This is a genomic window from Kitasatospora sp. NPDC004615, assembly GCF_042873545.1.
Lineage (GTDB): Bacteria > Actinomycetota > Actinomycetes > Streptomycetales > Streptomycetaceae > Kitasatospora.
The window spans coordinates 1,510,151-1,530,614 of record NZ_JBIALQ010000001.1; the positions used below are offsets into that span (position 1 = coordinate 1,510,151).

10 protein-coding genes are annotated in these 20,464 nt (G+C 69.9%); 6 read left to right on the forward strand and 4 right to left on the reverse strand.

Annotated elements, in window-relative coordinates; translation table 11 throughout:
- Window positions 1-4 precede the first annotated feature (4 nt).
- Complete coding sequence (locus ACFYS8_RS06680) at window positions 5-1,174, forward strand: DNA cytosine methyltransferase (RefSeq protein ID WP_387636625.1); 1,170 nt, start codon at window positions 5-7, stop codon at window positions 1,172-1,174.
- A gap of 38 nt (window positions 1,175-1,212) precedes the next feature.
- Here ACFYS8_RS06680 and ACFYS8_RS06685 read toward each other — a convergent pair whose 3' ends face one another.
- Genes ACFYS8_RS06685 through ACFYS8_RS06695 form a run of 3 tightly spaced genes read right to left on the reverse strand, consistent with a single transcriptional unit; the run spans window position 1,213 to window position 5,176 of the window.
- A complete protein-coding gene (locus ACFYS8_RS06685; RefSeq protein WP_387636627.1) occupies window positions 1,213-2,067 on the reverse strand; it encodes a DUF6339 family protein in 855 nt (284 codons plus the stop codon).
- A gap of 50 nt (window positions 2,068-2,117) precedes the next feature.
- A complete protein-coding gene (locus ACFYS8_RS06690; protein ID WP_387636630.1) occupies window positions 2,118-3,095 on the reverse strand; it encodes a hypothetical protein in 978 nt (325 codons plus the stop codon).
- Window positions 3,092-5,176 carry a helix-turn-helix transcriptional regulator gene (locus ACFYS8_RS06695; RefSeq protein ID WP_387636632.1) on the reverse strand — a complete coding sequence of 695 codons (2,085 nt, stop codon included), beginning with the start codon at window positions 5,174-5,176 and terminating at the stop codon, window positions 3,092-3,094. The genes ACFYS8_RS06690 and ACFYS8_RS06695 overlap by 4 nt, the downstream gene beginning before the upstream one ends.
- Window positions 5,177-5,515: 339 nt before the next feature.
- Here ACFYS8_RS06695 and ACFYS8_RS06700 point away from each other — a divergent pair, with 339 nt between their 5' ends.
- The 5 genes from ACFYS8_RS06700 to drmB all read left to right on the forward strand — a co-directional run bounded on the left by ACFYS8_RS06700 (window position 5,516) and on the right by drmB (window position 17,827).
- The gene (locus ACFYS8_RS06700) at window positions 5,516-5,923 is read left to right on the forward strand and encodes a hypothetical protein (RefSeq protein ID WP_387636634.1); all 408 of its coding nucleotides are present in this window, start codon (window positions 5,516-5,518) and stop codon (window positions 5,921-5,923) included.
- Window positions 5,924-6,033: 110 nt separating this feature from the next.
- Window positions 6,034-10,818, forward strand: a complete 4,785-nt coding sequence (locus tag ACFYS8_RS06705; protein WP_387636637.1) for a DEAD/DEAH box helicase — start codon at window positions 6,034-6,036, stop codon at window positions 10,816-10,818.
- Window positions 10,815-12,737, forward strand: a complete 1,923-nt coding sequence (locus ACFYS8_RS06710) for a UvrD-helicase domain-containing protein (protein ID WP_387636640.1) — start codon at window positions 10,815-10,817, stop codon at window positions 12,735-12,737. Before ACFYS8_RS06705 ends, ACFYS8_RS06710 begins: the two co-directional genes overlap by 4 nt.
- Before the next feature lie 29 nt (window positions 12,738-12,766).
- A complete protein-coding gene (locus ACFYS8_RS06715; protein WP_387636886.1) occupies window positions 12,767-15,970 on the forward strand; it encodes a helicase-related protein in 3,204 nt (1,067 codons plus the stop codon).
- 3 nt (window positions 15,971-15,973) lie between these two features.
- Entirely contained in the window at window positions 15,974-17,827 is a 1,854-nt protein-coding gene (drmB, locus tag ACFYS8_RS06720; protein ID WP_387636643.1) for a DrmB family protein, read from the forward strand.
- 187 nt (window positions 17,828-18,014) lie between these two features.
- Here drmB and fusA read toward each other — a convergent pair whose 3' ends face one another.
- On the reverse strand, window positions 18,015-20,114 hold the full coding sequence (gene fusA / locus ACFYS8_RS06725; RefSeq protein ID WP_387636646.1) for an elongation factor G: 2,100 nt from the start codon (window positions 20,112-20,114) through the stop codon (window positions 18,015-18,017).
- Window positions 20,115-20,464: the final 350 nt, after the last annotated feature.

Genomic DNA, 20,464 nt, shown 5'->3' on the forward strand with positions numbered 1-20,464 from the left:
CCCCATGCACTCCGTCGCCGAAGCCCCCCTCGACACCCTTCTTTCCGGGGCAGCCGGCGACCCGGTGGCCGAAATGGATCCCGACCAGGATCGCTCCGAGATCGTCGACCTGTTCGCAGGACCGGGCGGGCTCGACATGGCCGCGCAGGCCCTGAGCCGCACGGTGACCGGCATCGAGTGGGACGACGACGCGTGCGCCACACGCCTGGCCAATGGTCTGAAGACCCGGCAGGGCGACGTCCGGAAGTTCGGCCCCGGCGACTTCCCGAATGCCAGGATCCTGGTCGGCGGCCCGCCGTGTCAGACCTTCACTGTCGCGGGCAGCGGTGCCGGGCGCCGCGCTCTGGACCAGGTGATCGCCTATGCCCGTCGGATGGCCCGCGGCGAGAACGTCCGGGCGGAGCTCGACTCGCAGAAGGACCCGCGAACCGGCCTGGTACTCGAACCGCTGCGCTGGATCCTGGACGCCCTGAAGGCCGGCCGCCCGTACGAGGTGATCGTGCTGGAACAGGTCCCGGCCGTCCTGCCAGTGTGGCAGGAGTACCGGCGCATCCTCGGGGAGCGCGGCTACTCGGCGGAGTGTGAGGTACTGCACACCGAGGAGTTCGGTGTACCGCAGACCCGCCGTCGCGCGATCCTCATCGCCCGGCGCACGGCGGCGGACACCGCCCTGCATCCGCAGGTCCAGATGCCCGCCCCGACACACCAGCGTTTCCGCAAGGGTGAGCGGCCGGTTGCGAACGGCAAGATCCTGCCCTGGATAACGATGGGCGAGGCACTCGGCCGGACGGACAAGTTCAGGATCGTCTCCAACTACGGCACGGGCGGCGATCCCAAGGCCCGCGGCCAACGTACCTCGGACGAACCGGCGTTCACCGTCACCGGCAAGGTCTCGCGCAACCGTGTGGTGCCTGCGGGCCAGGAACCGGACCCGAAGACGGACGGACGGATCGGCGAGAAAGAGGCGGGCCGGCTGCAGACCTTTCCCGCCGACTACCGGTGGTCAGGCCGGGCGGTGGCACAGCAGATCGGCAACGCGATCCCGCCCCGGCTCGGGGTGCACGTGCTCGCGGCGGCGTTGAGACTCGGGACCGAGGAGATCGCGACAGCGCTGAAATGGCTGGAGAACTGGCAGCCTTCCGAGCCGGCCGGGACCGAGGACACCGAAAGCTGAGGCGCGGAGACCCGACCGATCGGGTCTCCGCGGCCGGGTCAGGCGTTGTCCGCTGCGTGCTTTCGGCTGCGATCGCGCAGCGGTGCCGTGTCGGCGAGTTCCTTGAACATCAGGGTGAGCCGTTCCACCGAGGCACGCCGTGCGGTGCCGTCCTCCGGCCCGTCCGGCAACCGGTCCCAGGGCACCGGAGGCGCGATTTCCGCGTCGTCGATCCACGCGAACAGCGCCTCCTGGTCCGGCAGCTCGTCCGGGGCGAGGACGTCGTACAGCAAGGTGCTACCGGCGGAGTTCACTGCGGTGCACAGGGCATTGACCCGGTCACCCAGCCGGGCCGCACCGGACCTGACCAGGCCTTCCAGGACCCGCACCATGGCCAGTGCGGTCGGCTTGTGGTCGATCGTGTCGAGGCGCAGCGCGGTGTTGAGCATGTCCTGGTTGCCACACGCCACCTCGACCGGCCGGTAGTCGGGCCCGTCCCGGAACATCTCGGCGGCCCACCAGAGCCGGGCGAAGGCCTGGCTGTCGTGGGGGCCTGCGAAGCGCGGTGTGTTGACCTTCTTCGGCGTACCGTCCTTGGCATCCCCTGTGGCGAGGTGACGCCACAGGACGTAGTCCGGGGCGACCGCGAGCGCGAGGTAGTTCCACAGTTCCGGCCGGGCGGCCTCGACCCGGGTCATCCGAAGGGTCGCGTGCAGGCGCGGCGCCAACCAGGCGTCGGCTTCGGTCCGTGTGTCGGCGAACCGGGACATCGCCTCGTCGAGGATCTCCCTCAGTGGCCCGGTGGTCCACCGGATCGATCCGTCCTCGATCGGGCCGGCGGCCCGCAGGATCGCCACCTGCGGGAGTCGCTCGTGTCCCGAACGTACGGCGTTGGTCAGATACTTGGATGCCACTGCCGAGGGCAGCAGTGCGAGCCGATCGGGAACGTCGGCACCGGACCGGTTCAACGGGTTGCACCTTCCTGGGGCCGGGACACCGTGCGGAGAGCGGTGGTCAGGTTCTTCGGGGTCTGGGCACGACGAGAAGCCGCGAACTGGATCCTGGACTGAAGTTCGGCCCACCCATGTCCTTCGGTCCGCCGGCTGTGGATCTCAGCGAGAGCGTCCGCGAGGGGAAGCCCGGGAAAGACGTCCGGAAGCATCGCTCGCAGTACGGGTTCCTTCCAGCCGTCCGGCACCTGCGGGGAGCCGTCGTCGTCGACCTCCAGGTCACCGACGGCAGAATGGAACATCGCTGTCCAGGCATCGCCGGCGATCTGGGTGGCGACAAGTCCGGCGGCCGCTTTCTCCAACGGGCCGCGAGCTCCGTTGAGCAGCGCCCCCAGCCCCTCGAACGAGGTGTTGAGGAGCACAGTGGGCAGTTCGCCTGAGGTCTCGACCAGCCAGGGGGCGTCCTTGAACGGCCTCAGCCATTCCTGCGGCCCGTCCCGGAAGTCCTCCTCCACGATCTCGATGTCGCGCTGCCGAACCGCGGTCCTCGCGAGAAGGTCGATCACCCACGGCACGTCGCCCGTCCCGATGACCCGCCCGTCGATGCCGTCGTACGAGCCGACCACGCTGATCTGAAGGACGGCACGGGCGACATACATGGAACGGCGGAGACGTACCTCACCTCGCCAGCGGGTGTCGTCACGACGGCGTTCCAGTCGTACGACCGTGCGGGAGTTGGTAGCGCCCTCCGTCAGAACGGCCACGCAGGCGACCGAGGCCCAGGGGCCGTCGGCCAGTTCGTCGTTGGGCAGCCCGACCTCGAGTTCGAGGGTGGCCTCCCCCCAGTCGTCGCGTCCGGCCAGGTGCAACGCGACCACCTGTTCGCGTGGGGAGATCAGCGAGAACGGCAGGGCCTTCCCGTCGATGCCGGCCTGGCGCACGGCGACGTCGATACGACCGGCGAGAGTCGGGTACGGGTACACGGTGCTCATGCCGGGACCTCCTGAGCCTGGCGGATGTCCACGACCACGCCCGCCAACGAAGCCGGGACGGGATGGCTGTCGACTGCGGTGGTCCCGGAGAACCTGGCGGACCGCACCTCGGGATCCACGACGATCCTGCCGTCGAGCACCCGGCAGTTCTCGTTCGCCGTGAGTTCGGCCCACCTGAGCACGGGCCTGCCCCCGGAGCGGACGTCGAACTTGGCGACGGGCACAAGCTGCCAGGAATCGTCCCGCTGCGGGACCTTGAGTGTCACGTCGAGGGTCCACGATCCGGAGGCATCCACCCTGCCGCTCACCCGGTCCACCACCGGGTAGCCCTCGGCCCGTCGACTGCCGGTGGACGGGAGGTCCAGACGCAGCAGGCCGCGCAGAATCTCGGGTCCGTCACCGGTCGGCCGGGTCGAGCGACGTCCGACCACCGCGCGCAGGGCCGCATCGACGGCCGCGTTGAACTCGGTGAGCCGGCGCGGTGCGTTGAGGTACGTCGCGGTGAGCTCGTCGGTGGTGCCCCACCTATCGTGTTCCGGTGGCTCGGCGGCGCGCAGGAATGCCTCGGCCGCCCGGACCGACTCGTCGTCGTTCCCGGTCGCGAACCCGGCGAGCAGCACCGCCTGGAACGGGTCGACGCCGAGTCCGAGGTTGCGCGGACGCCTGGTCGTCACCGTCATACGGGTACCGCGCATGCACACGATGCGGCTGTGGTCGGTGTCCGCGTCGTCCGCAGGCGTCACCAGCAGCACCGCCCGGTGCTCGCGCACCCCGCTCCCGCGCCCGGCCGCCCGCAGTGCGGGAACGTCGAGCACCACGTCTGCCGCCACCACCTGGTCCGCCGCAGTGAGTTCGGCGACGGTCTCGCCGTCCAGATGGGCCCGCAGGGCACGGGTGAGCGCGGGGTGGCGTTCCTTCGGGTCGACCCGACGCTCCTCGAAGACGGTGACCCCGTCCTTCATTGCCCGTACCGATGCCTCCAGCACCGCGGGAGTGGAGCTGCCCGCCGTCATGGCCGCCCAGAAGTTGTCGGCGAGTGCCTCGACGAGCGCGTCGTGCGTCTCCTTCAATGTGCTGCTGTGCCCGGCGGCGTCGTGCGCGCCGACGATCAGGAACGAGGTGCCCGGGTCGTCGCTGTCACGTTCCAGCCACAGGTCGGCGGTCGTCCGTGCGTCGGCCCACCAAGAACGCGAAACGCCCTCGTGCTCCTTCTCCGTGTCCGGTTCGCCCAGCCACGCCGGGCCGGCGTACGCCACCCCGTCGACCGTCCGCCACGGCAGGTCGAGACGGCCCACGACCCGGCGGGCCGTACGCCCCTCGTGACTCTCCGAGAGGGTGCTGTTGATCATCACCAGGCCGAGCCGGCTGGCCGCCCACAGGGTGGCCTTGCCCAGGCCGTACGACCCGCCCGCCCGGTCGTCCCGCTTGTGGCTGTCGAGCTGCCGGCGCACCACGGCGGCGAAGCGCCCGTCACCGTACTCGGGTCCGGTGAGGCCGGACGCGTTGTAGTCGTCGACCCGCAGCAGCAGCAGCGAGGACTCCTCCCTCAGCAGTCGCAGGCCCTCGGCGAGCACCCGGCCGACCTTCTGCCGGGACCGGGCCGCCACGTCGTAGTGGGGTTCGAGTTCGTGCCACTTCAACGCGGTGAGGAACTTGTTGAGGTGTTCCCCCGTCAACTCGTGCAGGGTGAAACGCACCCGCACCGGCCGGGCGGTGTCGTACCGTTCGTCCATACTGTTCTGGGTCGCCTCACGTGCCAACACCGCCAGGTTCGCGTCGAAGGCGAAGGCCGCCGCGTTGCCGTACTCGCGCCCACCATCCGCGTGCGCGAGTCGGTGGTGCCAGGTGACCGGGCGGGCCGAACCCGCGTCGGTGTCCCTGGTGACCACGGTGGCCAGGTCCGTTCCGAGGAGCTGGGCGATCCTCGGCATGAGGTCGGGCCTCGGCTGCGCCCGCCCGGTCACCCATGCCGACACCGCCGCCCGCGTCAGGTCCAGATCTTCGGCGAATTGAGCCTGTGTCATACCGACCCGCCGGAGCTGACGCCCCAGCCAGGCGCCGAAGTGTTCGCTGTCCTCCATCGCCCCTCTTCCGTCCCGCTGTCGTACTGGATCAAGAGTAGCAGCGGAAGTTGACAGGAGCGACAGTGTCAAATTGCCTTTGACGCCCAGGCCTCCAGAGAGCGCCAGCAGTGGAATCATAGAAAATCTCAATTCTTAATATTTATCCTCAATGTCGGATTTCTGCCGCCCGCGCGCCGCGCTCGACATCCCCCCGAGGGGTGGACAGACCCCCTCGGACTCGCTAGGTTCAAGCTGTCGACCAGCCCAACTCCCAAGCGGATAAGGCTTGCAGACAGACCATGGCGAAGCCTTGTCTAAATTCAAAGCGTTGTCCGGTATTTCATTGGGAGGGGAACCATGGATTCGTTTCTAACGGAGATGGCGCGCCATCTTGCGCGCTACGACGCCCTGTCGGACGCCGCGAGCAGGGAGGACTATCGCACGAGCGTGTGGGGGGTCGAGGAGTACGAGGTGGAGCACTGGCGCTCCGAGGTCGCGGCCCAGCGGCATGCCCGGACGACGGCGGCCGTGCAGCCCCCGTGCACCGAGGAGGAGGCCGCGCAGTCTCCTGATCACGGGCGCGTCGTGCAGCCGCGCCCGCAGAGGCGCGGCACTTCCGGCGCTCCCCGGGGCAAGCGGCGCCCCGAGACGCCGACGCCGTCCGGCGGTCCCGGCCGTCAGGGACGGAGCGAATCGACGGTCCCGGCCCCCGCGGACGTACCGCGCCGGTTCGTCATGACGATCACCATCACGGTCGAAGGCTGACCGCGGAGTTCACCCTGCCCGGGTGCCGGCCAACGTGCGCCGGCACCCGGCCCTTCCTCATCTCCTCGCCCCCTCCCAAGGCCGGGACTCCCTCCCGAGACAGGTGCTCCATGACCGACCCGCAGTCCGCACTCCCCGTCATCGCCACCGTGCTCCGCCAGTCCGCCGTCGTCCTGGAGACCTACCGGGTCGACCCGGGGCTGGTGCAGGAACATGCGAACGGTGAACGCCGTATCACCCAAGGCGGTTACGGCGAGCGGCAGTTGTTCGAGCTGGTGCAGAACGCGGCGGACGAGATCGCCGCCGCGCCCGGCGGGAAGCTGCACGTCGTCCTGACGGACGATTACCTGTACTGCGCCAACGAGGGCAACCCGGTCACGCCACAGGGCGCCGAGACGATCCTGCGGATGAGCGTGTCCCGCAAGCGCGGAGGGCAGATCGGGCGGTTCGGCGTCGGCGTCAAGTCGGTGCTGTCGGTCAGCGACAGCCCGCAGTTCTTCAGTGCGAGCGGCGACTTCGGCTTCGACCGTGACTGGTCGGCAGCGGAGATCGCCCAGGCGCTCGGTGTGAGCGGCGAGTTGGACATGGACACCCCGGTACTGCGGATGGCCCGTCCGCTGGACCGGCAGCAGGAGTGCGCCGACGACTCGGAGTTGGAGAAGCTGCTGCAGTGGGCCACCACCGTGGTTCGGCTGCCGCTGCTGCCAGGTGCCGCCGAGCGGCTCGGATACGACATCACCGGTCACAAGTTCCGCGACGGGCGGGAGATCAAGCCGTTCCCGTTCCACTTCCAGTTGTTCTCCTCGCACGTCGGGGAGGTGCTCCTGCTCGACCAGCGCAAGATGCCGCCGGTACGGCGGGACATCACCGTCGAGGGCAAGGGCATCGACCGGACGCTCAAGGAGATCACCCGCGGCGCGAAGTCGACGACGGAGTCCTGGAAGGTTTTCTCCGTCGCCCACTCCCCCACCGCCGAGGTCCGCGACACCGCCGGCGAACTGCACGACCGCCCGATGATCGACGTCTCCTGGGCCGTTCCCGAGTACGACGTCCGCAACGGGCTGTACACCGTTCCGGTCGGGAAGGGAGAGTTCTGGGCGTTCTTCCCCACCAAGTACGAGGTGTCGCTGACCGGCATCCTCAATGCGCCGTGGAAGACGAACGAGGACAGGCAGCATCTTCTGGACGGCAGCCCGTTCAACCTCGAACTGCTCCAGGTGGCAGCCCGGTTGGTGGTCGACAGCCTGCCTGCGCTGGTGCCCGCCGAGGACCCCGCCGCGTACCTCCCGCTGCTGCCCGGTCGCGCCAAGGAGACGGTGAACTGGGCGGACCACTACTTCCTCCGGCAGGTCTGGTCGATGGCGGCGCAGCGCCCGTCCCTGCCCGACCAGAACGGCGTGCTCCAGATCCCCCGGGACCTGTTCATCACCCCGGCCAACCTGGACAAGGAGTGGCTGCAGATCTGGTCCGAGTACCCCGGGCGCCCCGTCGACTGGGTGCACCCGTCGGTCGACTCCGCCGACAGCAAAATTCGGCGCGGCAAGATGAACCACATCATGGAGGCCGCCGGCCGCAAGCCGGAGAGCGTCCGGAGCTGGCTGGAGGCACTGGTCGCCGACGGCACCCCCGAGGCGTCCTGCCACGCCATCAAGATCCTCTCGGCGATGGTGACACAGGAGCAGGCCCGCCGACTGCCGCGCGACTTCGTGTTCACCCCGGACATCCGCCAGGCGAGGATCGTGCTGACCGAGGAGCACGGCATGGTCGCGCCGGTCGCCGGTGAGATCTTCCACCGGACCTCGGACGACTCGCTGCGCGACGACATGGTCTACGTCGACCCGCGGATCTCCGAACAGCCCGAGATGGCCCGGCACCTGCACGCCATCGGCATCCGAGTGGCAGACGCCCAGGGACGTTTCGAGGGCGTGCTCGACCAGGGCTTCGATCATTACGACAGCCAGGCCTGGACGAACTTCTGGGTGCTGCTGCGCAGCGCCGGCGGCAACGCGCAGGTGGAGCGGATCCGGGCCAAGGTGCCGAAGCCGCTGGAGACCCTGCACGTGCGTACCGTGGACGGCCGATTCCGGCGCCTGCGCGACTGCCTCCTGCCCGGCCCGGTGGTGCCCGGCGACGGCAGCAGGGACGGCTCGGTCGCCGTCGACATGGCGTTCCACGACGGTGACCGGGCGGTGTTCCGCGAGCTCGGTCTGTCCGACCGGCCGACCCCCAATCACCGCCCCGAGCCGGAGCCGTGGTTCGAGGAGTACCGGGAACTGGTGCACAACGGCTACCTGCGCACACTGCCGGCCAACGCGCCCCGCCCCAGCCTGAGCCGCCTGACCGTCGAGGGCGCCGCCACCGCGGGTCCGCTGCACCTGCTGCGCGAACTGTCCGAGGAGGGGCGGGCAGGTTTCGTCGCCTCGCTCCCCGAACTGGGCGTCGTCCAGCAGTGGACCGCGCAGTACGGCGCGCAGACTGCCACCCGCAGGCCCGTCGTGTCCCCGTTCCGCTGGATGATCAACAAGTACGGCCTGGTGAACACCTCGCTCGGCCTCACCAGGATGTCCGAGGCGGTCGGCCCGCAGCTGAAGGAGTACGCCGCGGTGCTCGCGGTGGCGTCGATCGGCCCGGACCTCGCCCAGCGTCTCGGCATGCCCGTCACCGCCGACGAGGTGCCGGCGGACCGTTGGAGCAAGCTGCTGGACCGGGTGCTGACGAGCGAGGACGACGCCTTCGTCGGTCGGGCGTACGCCCAGCTGTTCCGGGTCGGCTTCGAGTTCCCCGAAGGCGTGTTGACGCGGTGTCGGGTCGGTGCCGGCTGGGAGGAACGGCCGGACGGCGAGATCGCGGTGGCCACCAACCAGGCCGAGTACGACGAACTGGTGCGCGAGCAGTTGCCGGCGTTGCTGGTCGCCGACCGTTCCGACGCCGCGACGGCCAAGGCCATGATCGAGGAGTGGGGGATGTCGAAGGTCTCCGACGTCATCACCAAGGAACTCGCCCCGGTCAAGGTCGGCGCGCCGGTACCGCTGTTCGACGTGTACACCACGGTCCGGGCCCGGCTGGGCAACACCGGGAGCAATCTGAAGATCCAGCGCTGCTCGGCCCTGGACCGGATCGTCCGCACCGCCACGGCCAGCACGCCCACCCCGATCAGGTTCGCCAAGAAGGGCAACACCCTGTACGTACTGGACTCGCTCGACCGACTGCAGGTGCTGCGCGCGGCCGACGAGGAGTTCAAGTGGGGCTTTGGCGCGGCCGGTTGCAAGCAGGCTCTGGAACTGCAGGACCGTCAGGAGCAGAACCAGCAGTTGCAGGAGCGGCTGCGCGCGGTCCGCGAGAGCGAGAGCGTCATCGACAAGATCGCGCTGCTGATCGGGCGCGAGGCGCTGCAGCGCGGGCTGCCGCCGGGGCTGTTGGACAGCGAGCTGGAGGAGAACGGCGGTGAGGAGCCGAGCGAGCGACGGATTGCCGAGATGGCGTTCAACTCGCACGGCGAGTCGATCCTCCGGATGCACGAGCGGGACCTGTCGCTGGAGTTCCCGACCCGTGCGCCGAGCTCGTTCAACGGCAGCGAGAAGGCCCGCAGGTTCGTCGCGGACCTGAACTTCCCGGACTCCTTCGCGGGTGCCCGAGTGCCCTCCCTGGAGGCCAGGTTCGAGGTCGACGGGCCGAGCGAGTTCCCCGCCCTGCACCCGTACCAGGAACAACTCGCCAAGGCCCTGCTCGGACTGCTGGAGAGCCCGGTACCTCGGCGCGGCATGCTCGGCATGCCGACCGGTGGTGGCAAGACCCGAGTCACCGCCGAGGGCGTGATCCGGTGGATCCGTGAGCGGCAGGAGCTGCCGGGCCCGGTACTGTGGATCGCGCAGACCGAGGAGCTGTGCGAACAGGCCGTGCAGAGCTGGCAGTTCGTCTGGTCGAAGGTCGGCCCGGAAATGCCGCTGGTGATCAGCCGACTGTGGTCGAGCAACGAGGCGACTCCGGTCGACGGCCGCCCGCACCTGGTGGTCGCCACCGACGCGAAGCTCTCCCGCTGCCTGGACACCGACGACTACGCGTGGCTGCGGGAGAGCACCTCGCTGGTCGTGGTCGACGAGGCCCACACCGCGATGTCCCCGCGTTTCACCGAGCTGTTCGCCCAGCTGGACTTGACGCACCACCGGACCGGCCGGCACCTGATCGGGCTCACCGCGACGCCGTACCGCAACAACGAGGAACTGACCAGGTTGCTGGTGCAGCGCTTCGGCGAGCGACTCGACACGGAAGTGTTCCAGGGCGACTTGGAGCATGCCATCAAGCAGCTGCAGGGGCTCGGGGTGCTGGCTCAGGTCAGGCACAGGGAGCTCGCCGGCGGTCAGATCTCTCTGAATGCCGACGAACTCAAGCAGTCCGAGAAGTTCGCCACCCTGCCCAAGGGCGCCGAGCAGCGGCTCGCCGACGACCACGAACGCAACCAGCGGATCGTGGACGAGATCGCCGCCCTGCCCTCGGACTGGCCGGTTCTGGTCTTCGCGACCTCGGTGGCACACGCCAAGTTCCTTGCCGCCAAGCTCGGCGACCGCGGTGTCACCGCTGCCGCGATCGACGCGAACACCCCGACCGCGGAGCGCCGACAGCGGATCGACGCCTTCCGCAAGGGGAAGATCCAGGTGATCACCAACTACGGTGTGCTCACCCAGGGCTTCGACGCACCGGCGACCCGGGCGGTGGTGGTGGCCCGGCCGACCTACAGCGCGCACATCTACCAGCAGATGATCGGTCGCGGCCTGCGCGGTCCCCGTAACGGCGGCAAGGAGACCTGTCTCATCCTCAATGTGCGGGACAACGTGACCAACTACGGCGAGAAGCTCGCCTTCACCGACTTCGAGTACCTGTGGAGCGAAGCGAAGTGAGCGACATCGTCGACGATCACCCGCTGACTGCGGAGCAGCGGGCCGTGGTGGACCAGCCGTGGGACGCCCGGGTGCTGGTCACCGCCGGCGCCGGTGCCGGCAAGACGTACACGCTGGTGCGGCGGCTCGACGCGCTCGTGGGACGGGAGGAGCTGGAGGCCGGGGAGATCCTGGTGCTCACCTTCTCCCGGGCCGCGGTACGCGAGCTGACCGAGCGGATCGAGCGGCACGCGGGCACCGCGCAGCGGGTCCGGGCACAGACCTTCGACGCCTGGGCCACCGCTCTGCTGACCCGCGCGTACCCGGACATCGACTGGTCGACGGTCGGTTTCGACGGCCGGATCGAGGCGGCCACCGAGGCGATCGACCACGGCGCGGTGGAGGTCGGGGAGCAGGGGGTGCCCGCCCATGTCGTGATCGACGAGGTGCAGGACCTGGTCGGCGTCCGTCGGGAGATGGTCGAGGCGTTGCTCGACCGGTTCCAGGAGAACTCCGGCTTCACGGTGGTCGGCGACTCGGCGCAGGCCGTGTACGGGTTCCAGGTCTCCGACCCGGACCAGCGGGCCGAGGAAACCGACCGGTTCCTGGACTGGGTGCGCGCCAGCTTCGGCGAGGATCTGGTCGAGCTGCACCTTGGCGACAATTTCCGGGCCCGTACGGAGGTCGCCCGCCTCGCCCTGCCGTACGGAGCCAGACTGCAGCACCTTCCCCGCGATCCGGCTCGGGCAGCCGAGGAGGCGGAACGGATCCACGGGGACCTGCGGTCGCTGCTCCTGACGACACCGAACTTCGGCGGCCTCGATCTGGAGTACGTGCAGGACGCGTTGCGCGACTACCCGGGCACCACCGCCGTACTGTGCCGGGACAACGGCCAGGCCCTGACCGTCTCCGGTCTGCTCGCCGACGCCGGTGTCCCGCACACCCTGCAGCGTTCGGCCCGGGAGCGTTCGGCGCCGCCGTGGCTCGCCGAACTCCTCGGTGCCACCAGCGTCTCGACACTCGGCCAGGAGCGTTTCCGTGAGCTGCTGGCCGACATCGAACTGCCCGCCGACAGTTCGCCCGAGGCGCTGTGGCGATCGGTCCGCAAGGTCGCCCGGGGAGCCCGTGGCACCGTCGATGTCCCAGCGCTGCATCTGGCGCTTGCCGAACGACGGCTTCCCGACGAGCTCACCAGCGTCAGTGCGGCCCCGCTGGTCGTCTCCACCGTGCACCGTGCCAAGGGCCTGCAGTTCGACCGGGTCCTGGTGGTCGAGCCGCAGGTGCTGAAGGAGCCTCGGCGGGTCGAGAAGAAGAAACGCGACTACGACCCGGCGGCGGAGGCCCGACTGCTGTACGTGGCGATGACCCGGGCCCGTGACGACATGTATGTCCTGGACGCTCCCAGTTCCTGGCTGGTCCGCAAGGACCGACGGCTGGATCGGTGGTACCTCGGCGGTCGGAGCGCCTGGGCGCGCAACGGCATCGAGCTGCTCGGCAGTGACGTGTCGCAGGCTTTGCCGCCCGGTGTCGAGGACTTCCGGGCCGACGCCCGGGAGCTGATGGAGCACCTGCGCACCACCGTGACTCCCGGGGATCCCGCCGAGCTGGTTCTGCTGCACGGCATCCCGGTGGCCGCCGACCAGTCGCCCCCGTACGCCGTGGTCGTCGCCGGCCGACCGACGGCGGTCGTCTCCGAACGCTTCCGTACCGACCTGCACCGGATGCTGCGACGCAACGCGCACAGTCCGGTGGAGAGGTGGCCGCAGGCGATCACCGGGCTGCGAGTCGACTGTGTGGAGAGCGTCGGGGGCAGCGCCACGGTGACGGACCGGGAGGGGCTGGGGCCACAGGGAGTGTGGTTGGCACCGAGGTTGTGCGGACTCGGGCGTTTCCGGTGGGACAACGAGCAGGCGGCCGGATCCGAAGGGGGCACTGAGTGAACGAGTCGATCCACCAGGCGCACTACGAGATGTGCGACTCCCTGCTGACGGCGGTGCGCGACGACCTGCTCGGCCCGGTGGGCGGCCCGGACGAGGTACTCACGGGTGACGCGCCGATCACCATGTATCCGATCGGTGTGCTGTTCCCGCGTACCCGCCCGCAGGACGGGCACCGTACACCGTCCGAGCAGGAGAACGAACAGGACGGCCTGGACAGGGCCCCGCTCGCCCGAGGCACGGTCGAGGAGGAGACCGTGGACCTCGGGGTCTCCCTGGCCAACGTCCGGATGCCTTCCTCGCTCGGCCTCACGTTCGCCGTGGACCCGAAGCTGGCTCGGCGGCTGAGATTCTCCGTCCGCGCGGCCGTCTACCTTCCCGAGGACGAACGCGGAAAGCCCATTGCGGCCAAGCGGACCGAAGCTCGCAGCACCAAGGCCCAGAAGGAACACTGGCGTCGCGTCGAACTGCGTCCGGACCCGGTCGTCGTGGACGTGACGGTGCCCGGTTTCCCCCCGCAGAAGCCACTGCACCCCGGTCTCGAACTCCGCGTCCTGGTGCGTCCGCCCTCGAAGCAGCACGGCACGGTGACCGTGACGGCGACGGTCGTGAACAGTCTGGAGGTCGGCCAGTACGACCTCCGCGACGCCCACTGCTTCTACCAGCCGGTCCTGGAGGTGACTGCCGAGGACGGGACCGCCGCGCCGTTCGTGGAACGGCATGCGGTTCTCGGGGCGGCCGACTCCGAGCTGGCGTTGAGCCGGATGCTGCACCGGCACGCGCCGACCTTCGCCACCGGGCACGGCTGCGCGGCGCACTGGGACTGGACTCCTCCGCCGATCGGTGAGGTGGGCACCGACCGGGCCGTGGTGACGTCGGTCCGGACCGAGTTCGTACCCTCCCACGAGGTACTGCTGACGGACTCCAATCCGGAGATCGACACCACCGCACTGACGATGCACGGTCTCGGCACCGCCCCGACCGAGGAGATCGTCGCGGCACTGCGCCGGATGCTCGACGGGTACCGGGTCTGGATCGACGGTCAGGAGGAACAGAGCCACGCGCTGGCCGGCACCGAGCACGGCCCGATCGCGGAGGAGCAGGTGCGCCAGTGCCGCCGTGCGCTCCGACGCATGCACGACGGCGTGGATCTGTTGGCCGACCCGGACCGGCCGGAGGTGCTTCGCGCGTTCAGGCTGGCGAACCTCGCCATGGCCGACCAGCGTGCCCGAACGGCATGGATCAAGGGGGGCGGGTCCGGCCTGCCCGATGCCTCGGCAGGCCGCTGGCGCCCGTTTCAGATCTCCTTCGTGCTGCTCTGTCTGGTGGGCATCGTGGACCCCGAGCACGAGGACCGGGGAGTGGCCGACCTGCTGTGGTTCCCCACCGGTGGTGGAAAGACCGAGGCATACCTCGGCCTGATCGCGTTCACCACCTTCCTGCGGCGACTGCGTGACGGGGCGGTGGGTGGCGGCGTCACCGTCCTCATGCGTTACACCCTCCGGCTGCTGACGCTGCAGCAGTTCGAGCGAGCCACGACGCTGATTTGTGCCATGGAACGGATTCGTGCCGGAGATCCGGCGTCGCTGGGCGCCGAGGAGATCTCGATCGGCATGTGGGTGGGCCGCTCCGCCACCCCGAACCGACTGTCCGTGGCGGCCCAGCGGTTGCGGGAACTGCGCAACAATCCGCTGCGGCCGCTTCAGACGGAGAACCCCGTCCAGTTGCGCGGCTGCCCGTGGTGCGGTGAGCCGTTGTCCCCGGACGACTACGCGGCGAACGAGGACACTGTTCGGATGGTGATCAGCTGTCCCGCTGTCGACTGCGCGTTCCACACGGGCCTGCCGGTCCACCTGGTCGATGATGCCGTCTACGACGCTCGACCGACCCTGGTGATCGCCACCGTCGACAAGTTCGCCTCGCTGCCGTGGCGGCCCGATTCGGCCGCCCTGTTCAATCTGACCGCTCCGCCCGGAACCCGCCCGCCCGAACTGATCGTGCAGGACGAACTCCACCTGATCTCGGGCCCGTTGGGCACCCTGACCGGTCTGTACGAGACGGCAGTGGACGCACTCGCCCGACGGCCCAAGGTGGTTGCCTCGACCGCGACCATCCGGCGGGCCGACCAGCAGGGATCCCGGTTGTTCGCCCGTAGGGTCGACCAGTTCCCGCCGGCCGGGCTCGACTCGCGCGACTCCTGGTTCGCCGTCGAGACCTCCCGGGACCGGAAGGCGGCTCGCCGCTACGTCGGTCTGCTCACCTCCAGCACCAGTCAGGCGACACTGCTGATCCGGGTGTACGCGGCGTTGCTGCACCGGGCGGCGACCCGTGGCGCGCCGGACCACGTGAAGGACGCCTACTGGACACTCGTCGGCTACTTCAACAGCCTGCGCCTGCTGTCCGCAGCGGAACTCCAGGTCCTGGACGACGTGCAGGAACGCCTCGACTACCTGGCCGTCCGAGACGGTGTGGAGCCGCGTCGGGTCGACGGACTCACCGAGCTCAGCAGCCGGGCCAATGCGAGCGACATCTCCCGACGGTTGAAGGAGGTCGAGCGGTCGCTGCCGCTGAAGGACGTCCTCGATGTCCTGCTCGCCACCAACATGATCTCGGTCGGCGTGGACATCGACCGGCTGGGGCTGATGGCGGTCATGGGTCAGCCACAGACGACCGCCGAGTACATCCAGGCCACCAGCCGGGTCGGTCGGCAGCACCCCGGATTCGTGGCGGTCATGCTCAACTCGGCCCGTTCTCGCGACCGTTCGCACTACGAGGACTTCCAGCAGTTCCACTCGGCGCTGTACCGGGAGGTGGAGTCCACCAGCGTGACGCCGTTCTCCTCCCGAGCCAGGGAGCGTGGATTGCACGCGGTGATCGTGGCACTGGCTCGGCTGACCCTGCCGGAGGCGGGACCGAATGCCGCCGCCGGCAGGATCGAGGACTTCCTGGACGATCTGAACGGCAGCATCCGTCGCATCGTCCTCGACCGCGTCGCCGAGGTCGACCCTGCCGAACTCGACACCACCGCCGAGGCCTTCGACCACTTCGTCCAGGACTGGCGGTACGCGGCCGAGGACCACTCCGACCTGGTCTACGAAGCGCCCCGGGGCGCCCGTACGCCTGCTCTGCTGAGCAGCTACGACGACGAGGCTTCCACCACCGGGGCGGAATCGTGGCCCACCCTGTGGAGCCTGCGTGACGTCGATGCCTCGTCCGTCTTCTTCGAGGAGCGCTGAGCCGTGACACCTCTTCCCCCTCGCACCCGCCGCCGGAGCCTGATCTCCGGCCCGGTCCGTGCCGCCCGCCGGCTCGGAGAGATCCGGCGCGCACAACTGATCACCACGTACGGCGTCGGCGCGATGATCGCCGTGGACAACGAGTCGTTCCTGGTGCGCGGCATCGACTCATGGGACGTCTCACAGGCACCCGTCGTCGTGGAGCCGCGCCTCTCCGACCAGTTGCACGTGTACGAGTTCCGTCTGCCGCCCGCGCCCGACCCGGACCTGGCGAAGGACGGCGTCCGGGCGGTGCGGTTCCCCGAGTGGTACTCCTGCCCGCGTTGCGGTGCCCTCCAGACCTACCGGAAGTTCAACTCGCCCCCGGGCCGGGCCGAATGCTCGAACTGCCAGGAGAGCCTGGTCCCGTCCCGGTTCGTGATGGCCTGCGCGAACGGCCACCTGGAGGACTTCCCCTACTGGCAGTGGGTGCACCGGAACAACGGCCGGACCGAGACCGGAAGCTGCGGAGGCGGCCTGACGTTCAGGTCGGACGGCTCGACCGCCTCGCTGCGCGCCGTACTGATCAGCTGCAGCTGCGGCGTGTCGGCGTCGATGGAAGGTTCGTTCCGTCGCACCGCACTCGCTGATCTGCGAATCGGTTGCGGCGGCCGTCTCCCATGGTTGAAGGACGCACCCGCCGAAGACTGCAAGGAAGCACCGCGCACCCTCCAGCGTGGTTCGTCCTCCGTCTGGTTCCCCGTCCTGCACTCCGCGCTGTCCATCCCACCGTGGAGCGAGGGCATGGCGAAGCTCGCGGCAGGTCTGTACAGCAAGTTGAAGGATGAGGAGGACTCCTTCATCCGCAGGTACCTGGGTGTCGAGAAGATCCTCGAGCACCACCCCGCCTACGACCCCGAGGAGATCGTGGCGCTGATCCGCGAGCGCCGGGAGACCGAGCGAAGCTCTGCGGAGCAGGGTCCGACCGAGTCCGGGCAGCAGGTCGCAACGGACGCACCGCGCACAGCGATCTATCGGGACGAATACAACAGCCTGCGCCGGACGCATCGGGAGGATCCCGAGGTCGGGGCCCAGGATTTCGTCTGCGAACCGCCGCTCGGGTCGACCGAGCCGCTCCGGGAGTCCCATGGCCTCGGTCAGATCATGCTGGTGAAGCGTCTGCGCGAAGTCCGCGCTCTGCAGTCGTTCACCAGGATCGAGGAGCCGGGCCTGACGGCAATGCCCCGGCACGCGCAGATCTGGCATCAGAAGCAGTCGTGGCTGCCCGCGATCGAGGTCCGGGGCGAGGGGGTGTTCCTGCGGCTCGACACCGATCGTCTCCGCCGATGGGAGCAGCTGCCCGGCCCGATCTCCCGAGCACAGCGGATCCGGGCGAACCACGATCGCCAGTTGCACGAACGCGCCAAGGGTTCGGACCGACCGGTGCCGTCGTCCCACGCCGATCCTCGCTATGTGCTGCTGCACACCCTCGCCCACGTGCTGATCAACGAGTGGAGCCTGGACGGCGGTTACCCGGCCGCCGCATTGCGGGAACGCCTTTACGCGGGCGACGACATGGCGGGAATCCTGATCTACACCGCGACGAGCGACTCGGCAGGCAGCCTGGGAGGCATCGTTGCCCAGGGCGAGCCGGACCGGTTGGAGCACTCGCTGCGGTCGGCGTTGGATCGCGCCGGATGGTGCTCCAACGATCCGCTGTGCGCGGAGTCGGAGGCCAGTGGCGCCGACGGGCTCAACCTGGCGGCCTGTCATGCGTGCGTGCTGCTTCCCGAGAGCAGCTGCGAGAACAACAACATTCTGCTCGACCGGGCCGCCCTGATCGGCTCGCTGGACGGATCCTCGCCGGGATTCTTCTGAGCCTCCGGCACCCGAGGCTACAGACCGTCCCTCGCCCAACCTCACCCTCGACTTCGTCCACCGCCCCGCCGGCCACGTCAGAACCGGCGCCCGCCCCTGTCCGGCCCGGGCCTGCCGACCATCCGGCAACAGCACCCACCAGGCATACCCCTCCCGGAAGTTCCGGGAGGGGTATGCCGTTGCGCCGTTACTGCCGGCGCGGGGCCGGGGTGTAGCCGGCTGGGTGGGTGGTGAAGGTGCCGCGGCCCTGGGTGCGGCTGCGCAAGGCGCCGGCGTAGCCGAAGAGTTCGGCGAGCGGGACGGTGGCGGTCAGGGTCGCGCCGCGGGCGCCCTGGGGTTCGGAGCCGTGGACGCGGCCGCGGCGGGCGGACAGGTCGCCGAGGACGCCGCCGAGGCTGTCCGGCGGGACGGTCGCGGTGAGGTCCACCACGGGCTCCAGGAGGACGGGGCTGCCGCGCCGCAGGGCCTCGCGCAGGGCGAGCCGGCCGGCGGTGCGGAAGGCCAGGTCGGAGGAGTCCTTGACGTGGGTCGCCCCGTCGGTGAGGGTGACCCGGACTCCGGTGACCGGGTGGCCGAGCGGGCCGTCCGTGAGGGCGTCCCGGCAGCCCGCCTCGACGGCCTGCACGAACTCCTGCGGGACCCGCCCACCGGTGACGGTGGAACGGAACTCGAAGCCTTCCGCGCCGGGTTCGCCGAGCGGTTCGACGTCGACCACGATGTGCGCGAACTGCCCTGCGCCGCCGTCCTGTTTGACGTGCCGCAGGACGAGTCCGGCGACCGCCAGGGAGAGCGTCTCGCGGTAGGCGACCTGCGGCCGGCCGACGGTGACCTCCAGCCCGGCGCGGCGGAGCTTCTCCACCGCCACCTCCAGGTGCAGTTCACCGAGGCCGGACAGCACCCGCTGCCCGCTCTCCGGGTCGGTCCCGACCACCAGGGACGGGTCCTCCTCGGCGAGCCGGAGCAGCGCGACCGCCAGCCGGTCGGTGTCCATCGAGCGGCGGGCCTCGACCGCGACGGTCACCACCGGGTCGGCGGCGACGGCCGGTTCGAGCATCAGCGGGGCGCCGGGCGCGCACAGCGTGCTGCCGGACCGGGCGGCCTTGGGCCCGATGACGGCGACGATGTCGCCGGCCACCGCCGTGTCGGTCTCGGTGTGCCGGTCGGCCTGCACCCGCAGGATGCGGCCGATCCGCTCGGTGCGTCCGGTGCGCGCGTCGAGCACGGTGTCCCCCTTCCGTAGTGTGCCGGAGTAGATCCGCAGGCTGCTGAGCCTGCCGGTGGTGCTCGCGTTCACCTTGAACACCAGTGCGGCCAGCGGCTGTTCGGGATCCGCCGAGCGTTCCTGGACGGTGCCCTGCCAGTCGCCCCGCACTGGCGGGACGTCCAGCGGCGAGGGCAGGTACGCCGTCACCGCGTCCAGCAGCGGTTCGACGCCGCGGTTGCGGTACGCGGAACCGCACAGCACCACCACCGCCTGTCCGTCGGCGGTGAGTTGACGCAGCGCGCCCGCGAGGGTGTCCGCGCCGAGGGTGCCGGTGGCGCAGTACTCCTCCAGTGCCGCCGGGTGCAGTTCGGCCACCGCCTCCGCCAGCGCCTGCCGGCGGCGTTCCGCCTCGGCCACCAACTCGGCTGGTACGTCGGAGACTTGTACGCCGCCGACGTCACCGACGCCACCGATGCCACCGGCGCTGCCCGGACCGTCCGGCCAGGTCAGCGCGCGCAGCCGGAGCAGGTCGACCACGCCGGTGAACTCGCCCTCCCGGCCGATCGGCAACTGCACGGCCAGCGGCACCGGGTGGAGCCGGTCCCGGATCGAGGCGACCGCCGCGTCCAGGTCCGCGCCGGGCCGGTCCATCTTGTTGACGAACGCGATCCGCGGCACCCCGTGCCGGTCGGCCTGCCGCCACACCGATTCGCTCTGTGGCTCGACGCCCGCGACGGCGTCGAAGACCGCCACCGCACCGTCCAGCACGCGCAGCGAACGCTCCACCTCGTCGGCGAAGTCCACGTGCCCCGGCGTGTCGATCAGGTTCAGCCGGTGGCCGTCCCAGTCACAACTGACCGCCGCGGCAAAGATGGTGATGCCCCGGTCGCGCTCCTGCGGGTCGAAGTCGGTGACAGTGGTGCCCTCGTGCACCTCACCGCGCCGGTGGATCGCCCCGGTCAGGAACAGGATGCGCTCGGTGACGGTGGTCTTCCCGGCGTCCACGTGCGCGAGGATGCCGAGGTTGCGGACGGTGGCGGCCGCGGAGACAGCAGTGGTGATGAGGGTGAGGTCGGTGCGCATGGCCCGGCGCCTTTCGGAATTCGATCCTGGAGTGGGCGGCGCGATTCACGGCAGCACGAGCCGCACCACCGCACCCCGGCCCACCCCCGGACCCACCCCCGATCGGCGGCGCAGCACGACACGGCGCGCAACGCGGCACAGCAGGAGATGGGCAACGGGGAAGCGGTCCGCCGGCAGTGGCGGCGCGACCGCAGGACGCCCACAACGGGCGTACACAGCAGGGTGGTTGGGTGGAGCTCGCGGTCCTTACCGGCGCCGGCCGCGCAGCGGGCGCCGGCCTGCCGAGGACACCAGGATCACCTCGAACCGCGACGGGGGAACGACAACAGCGGCGGTACGCACGGCTGGCC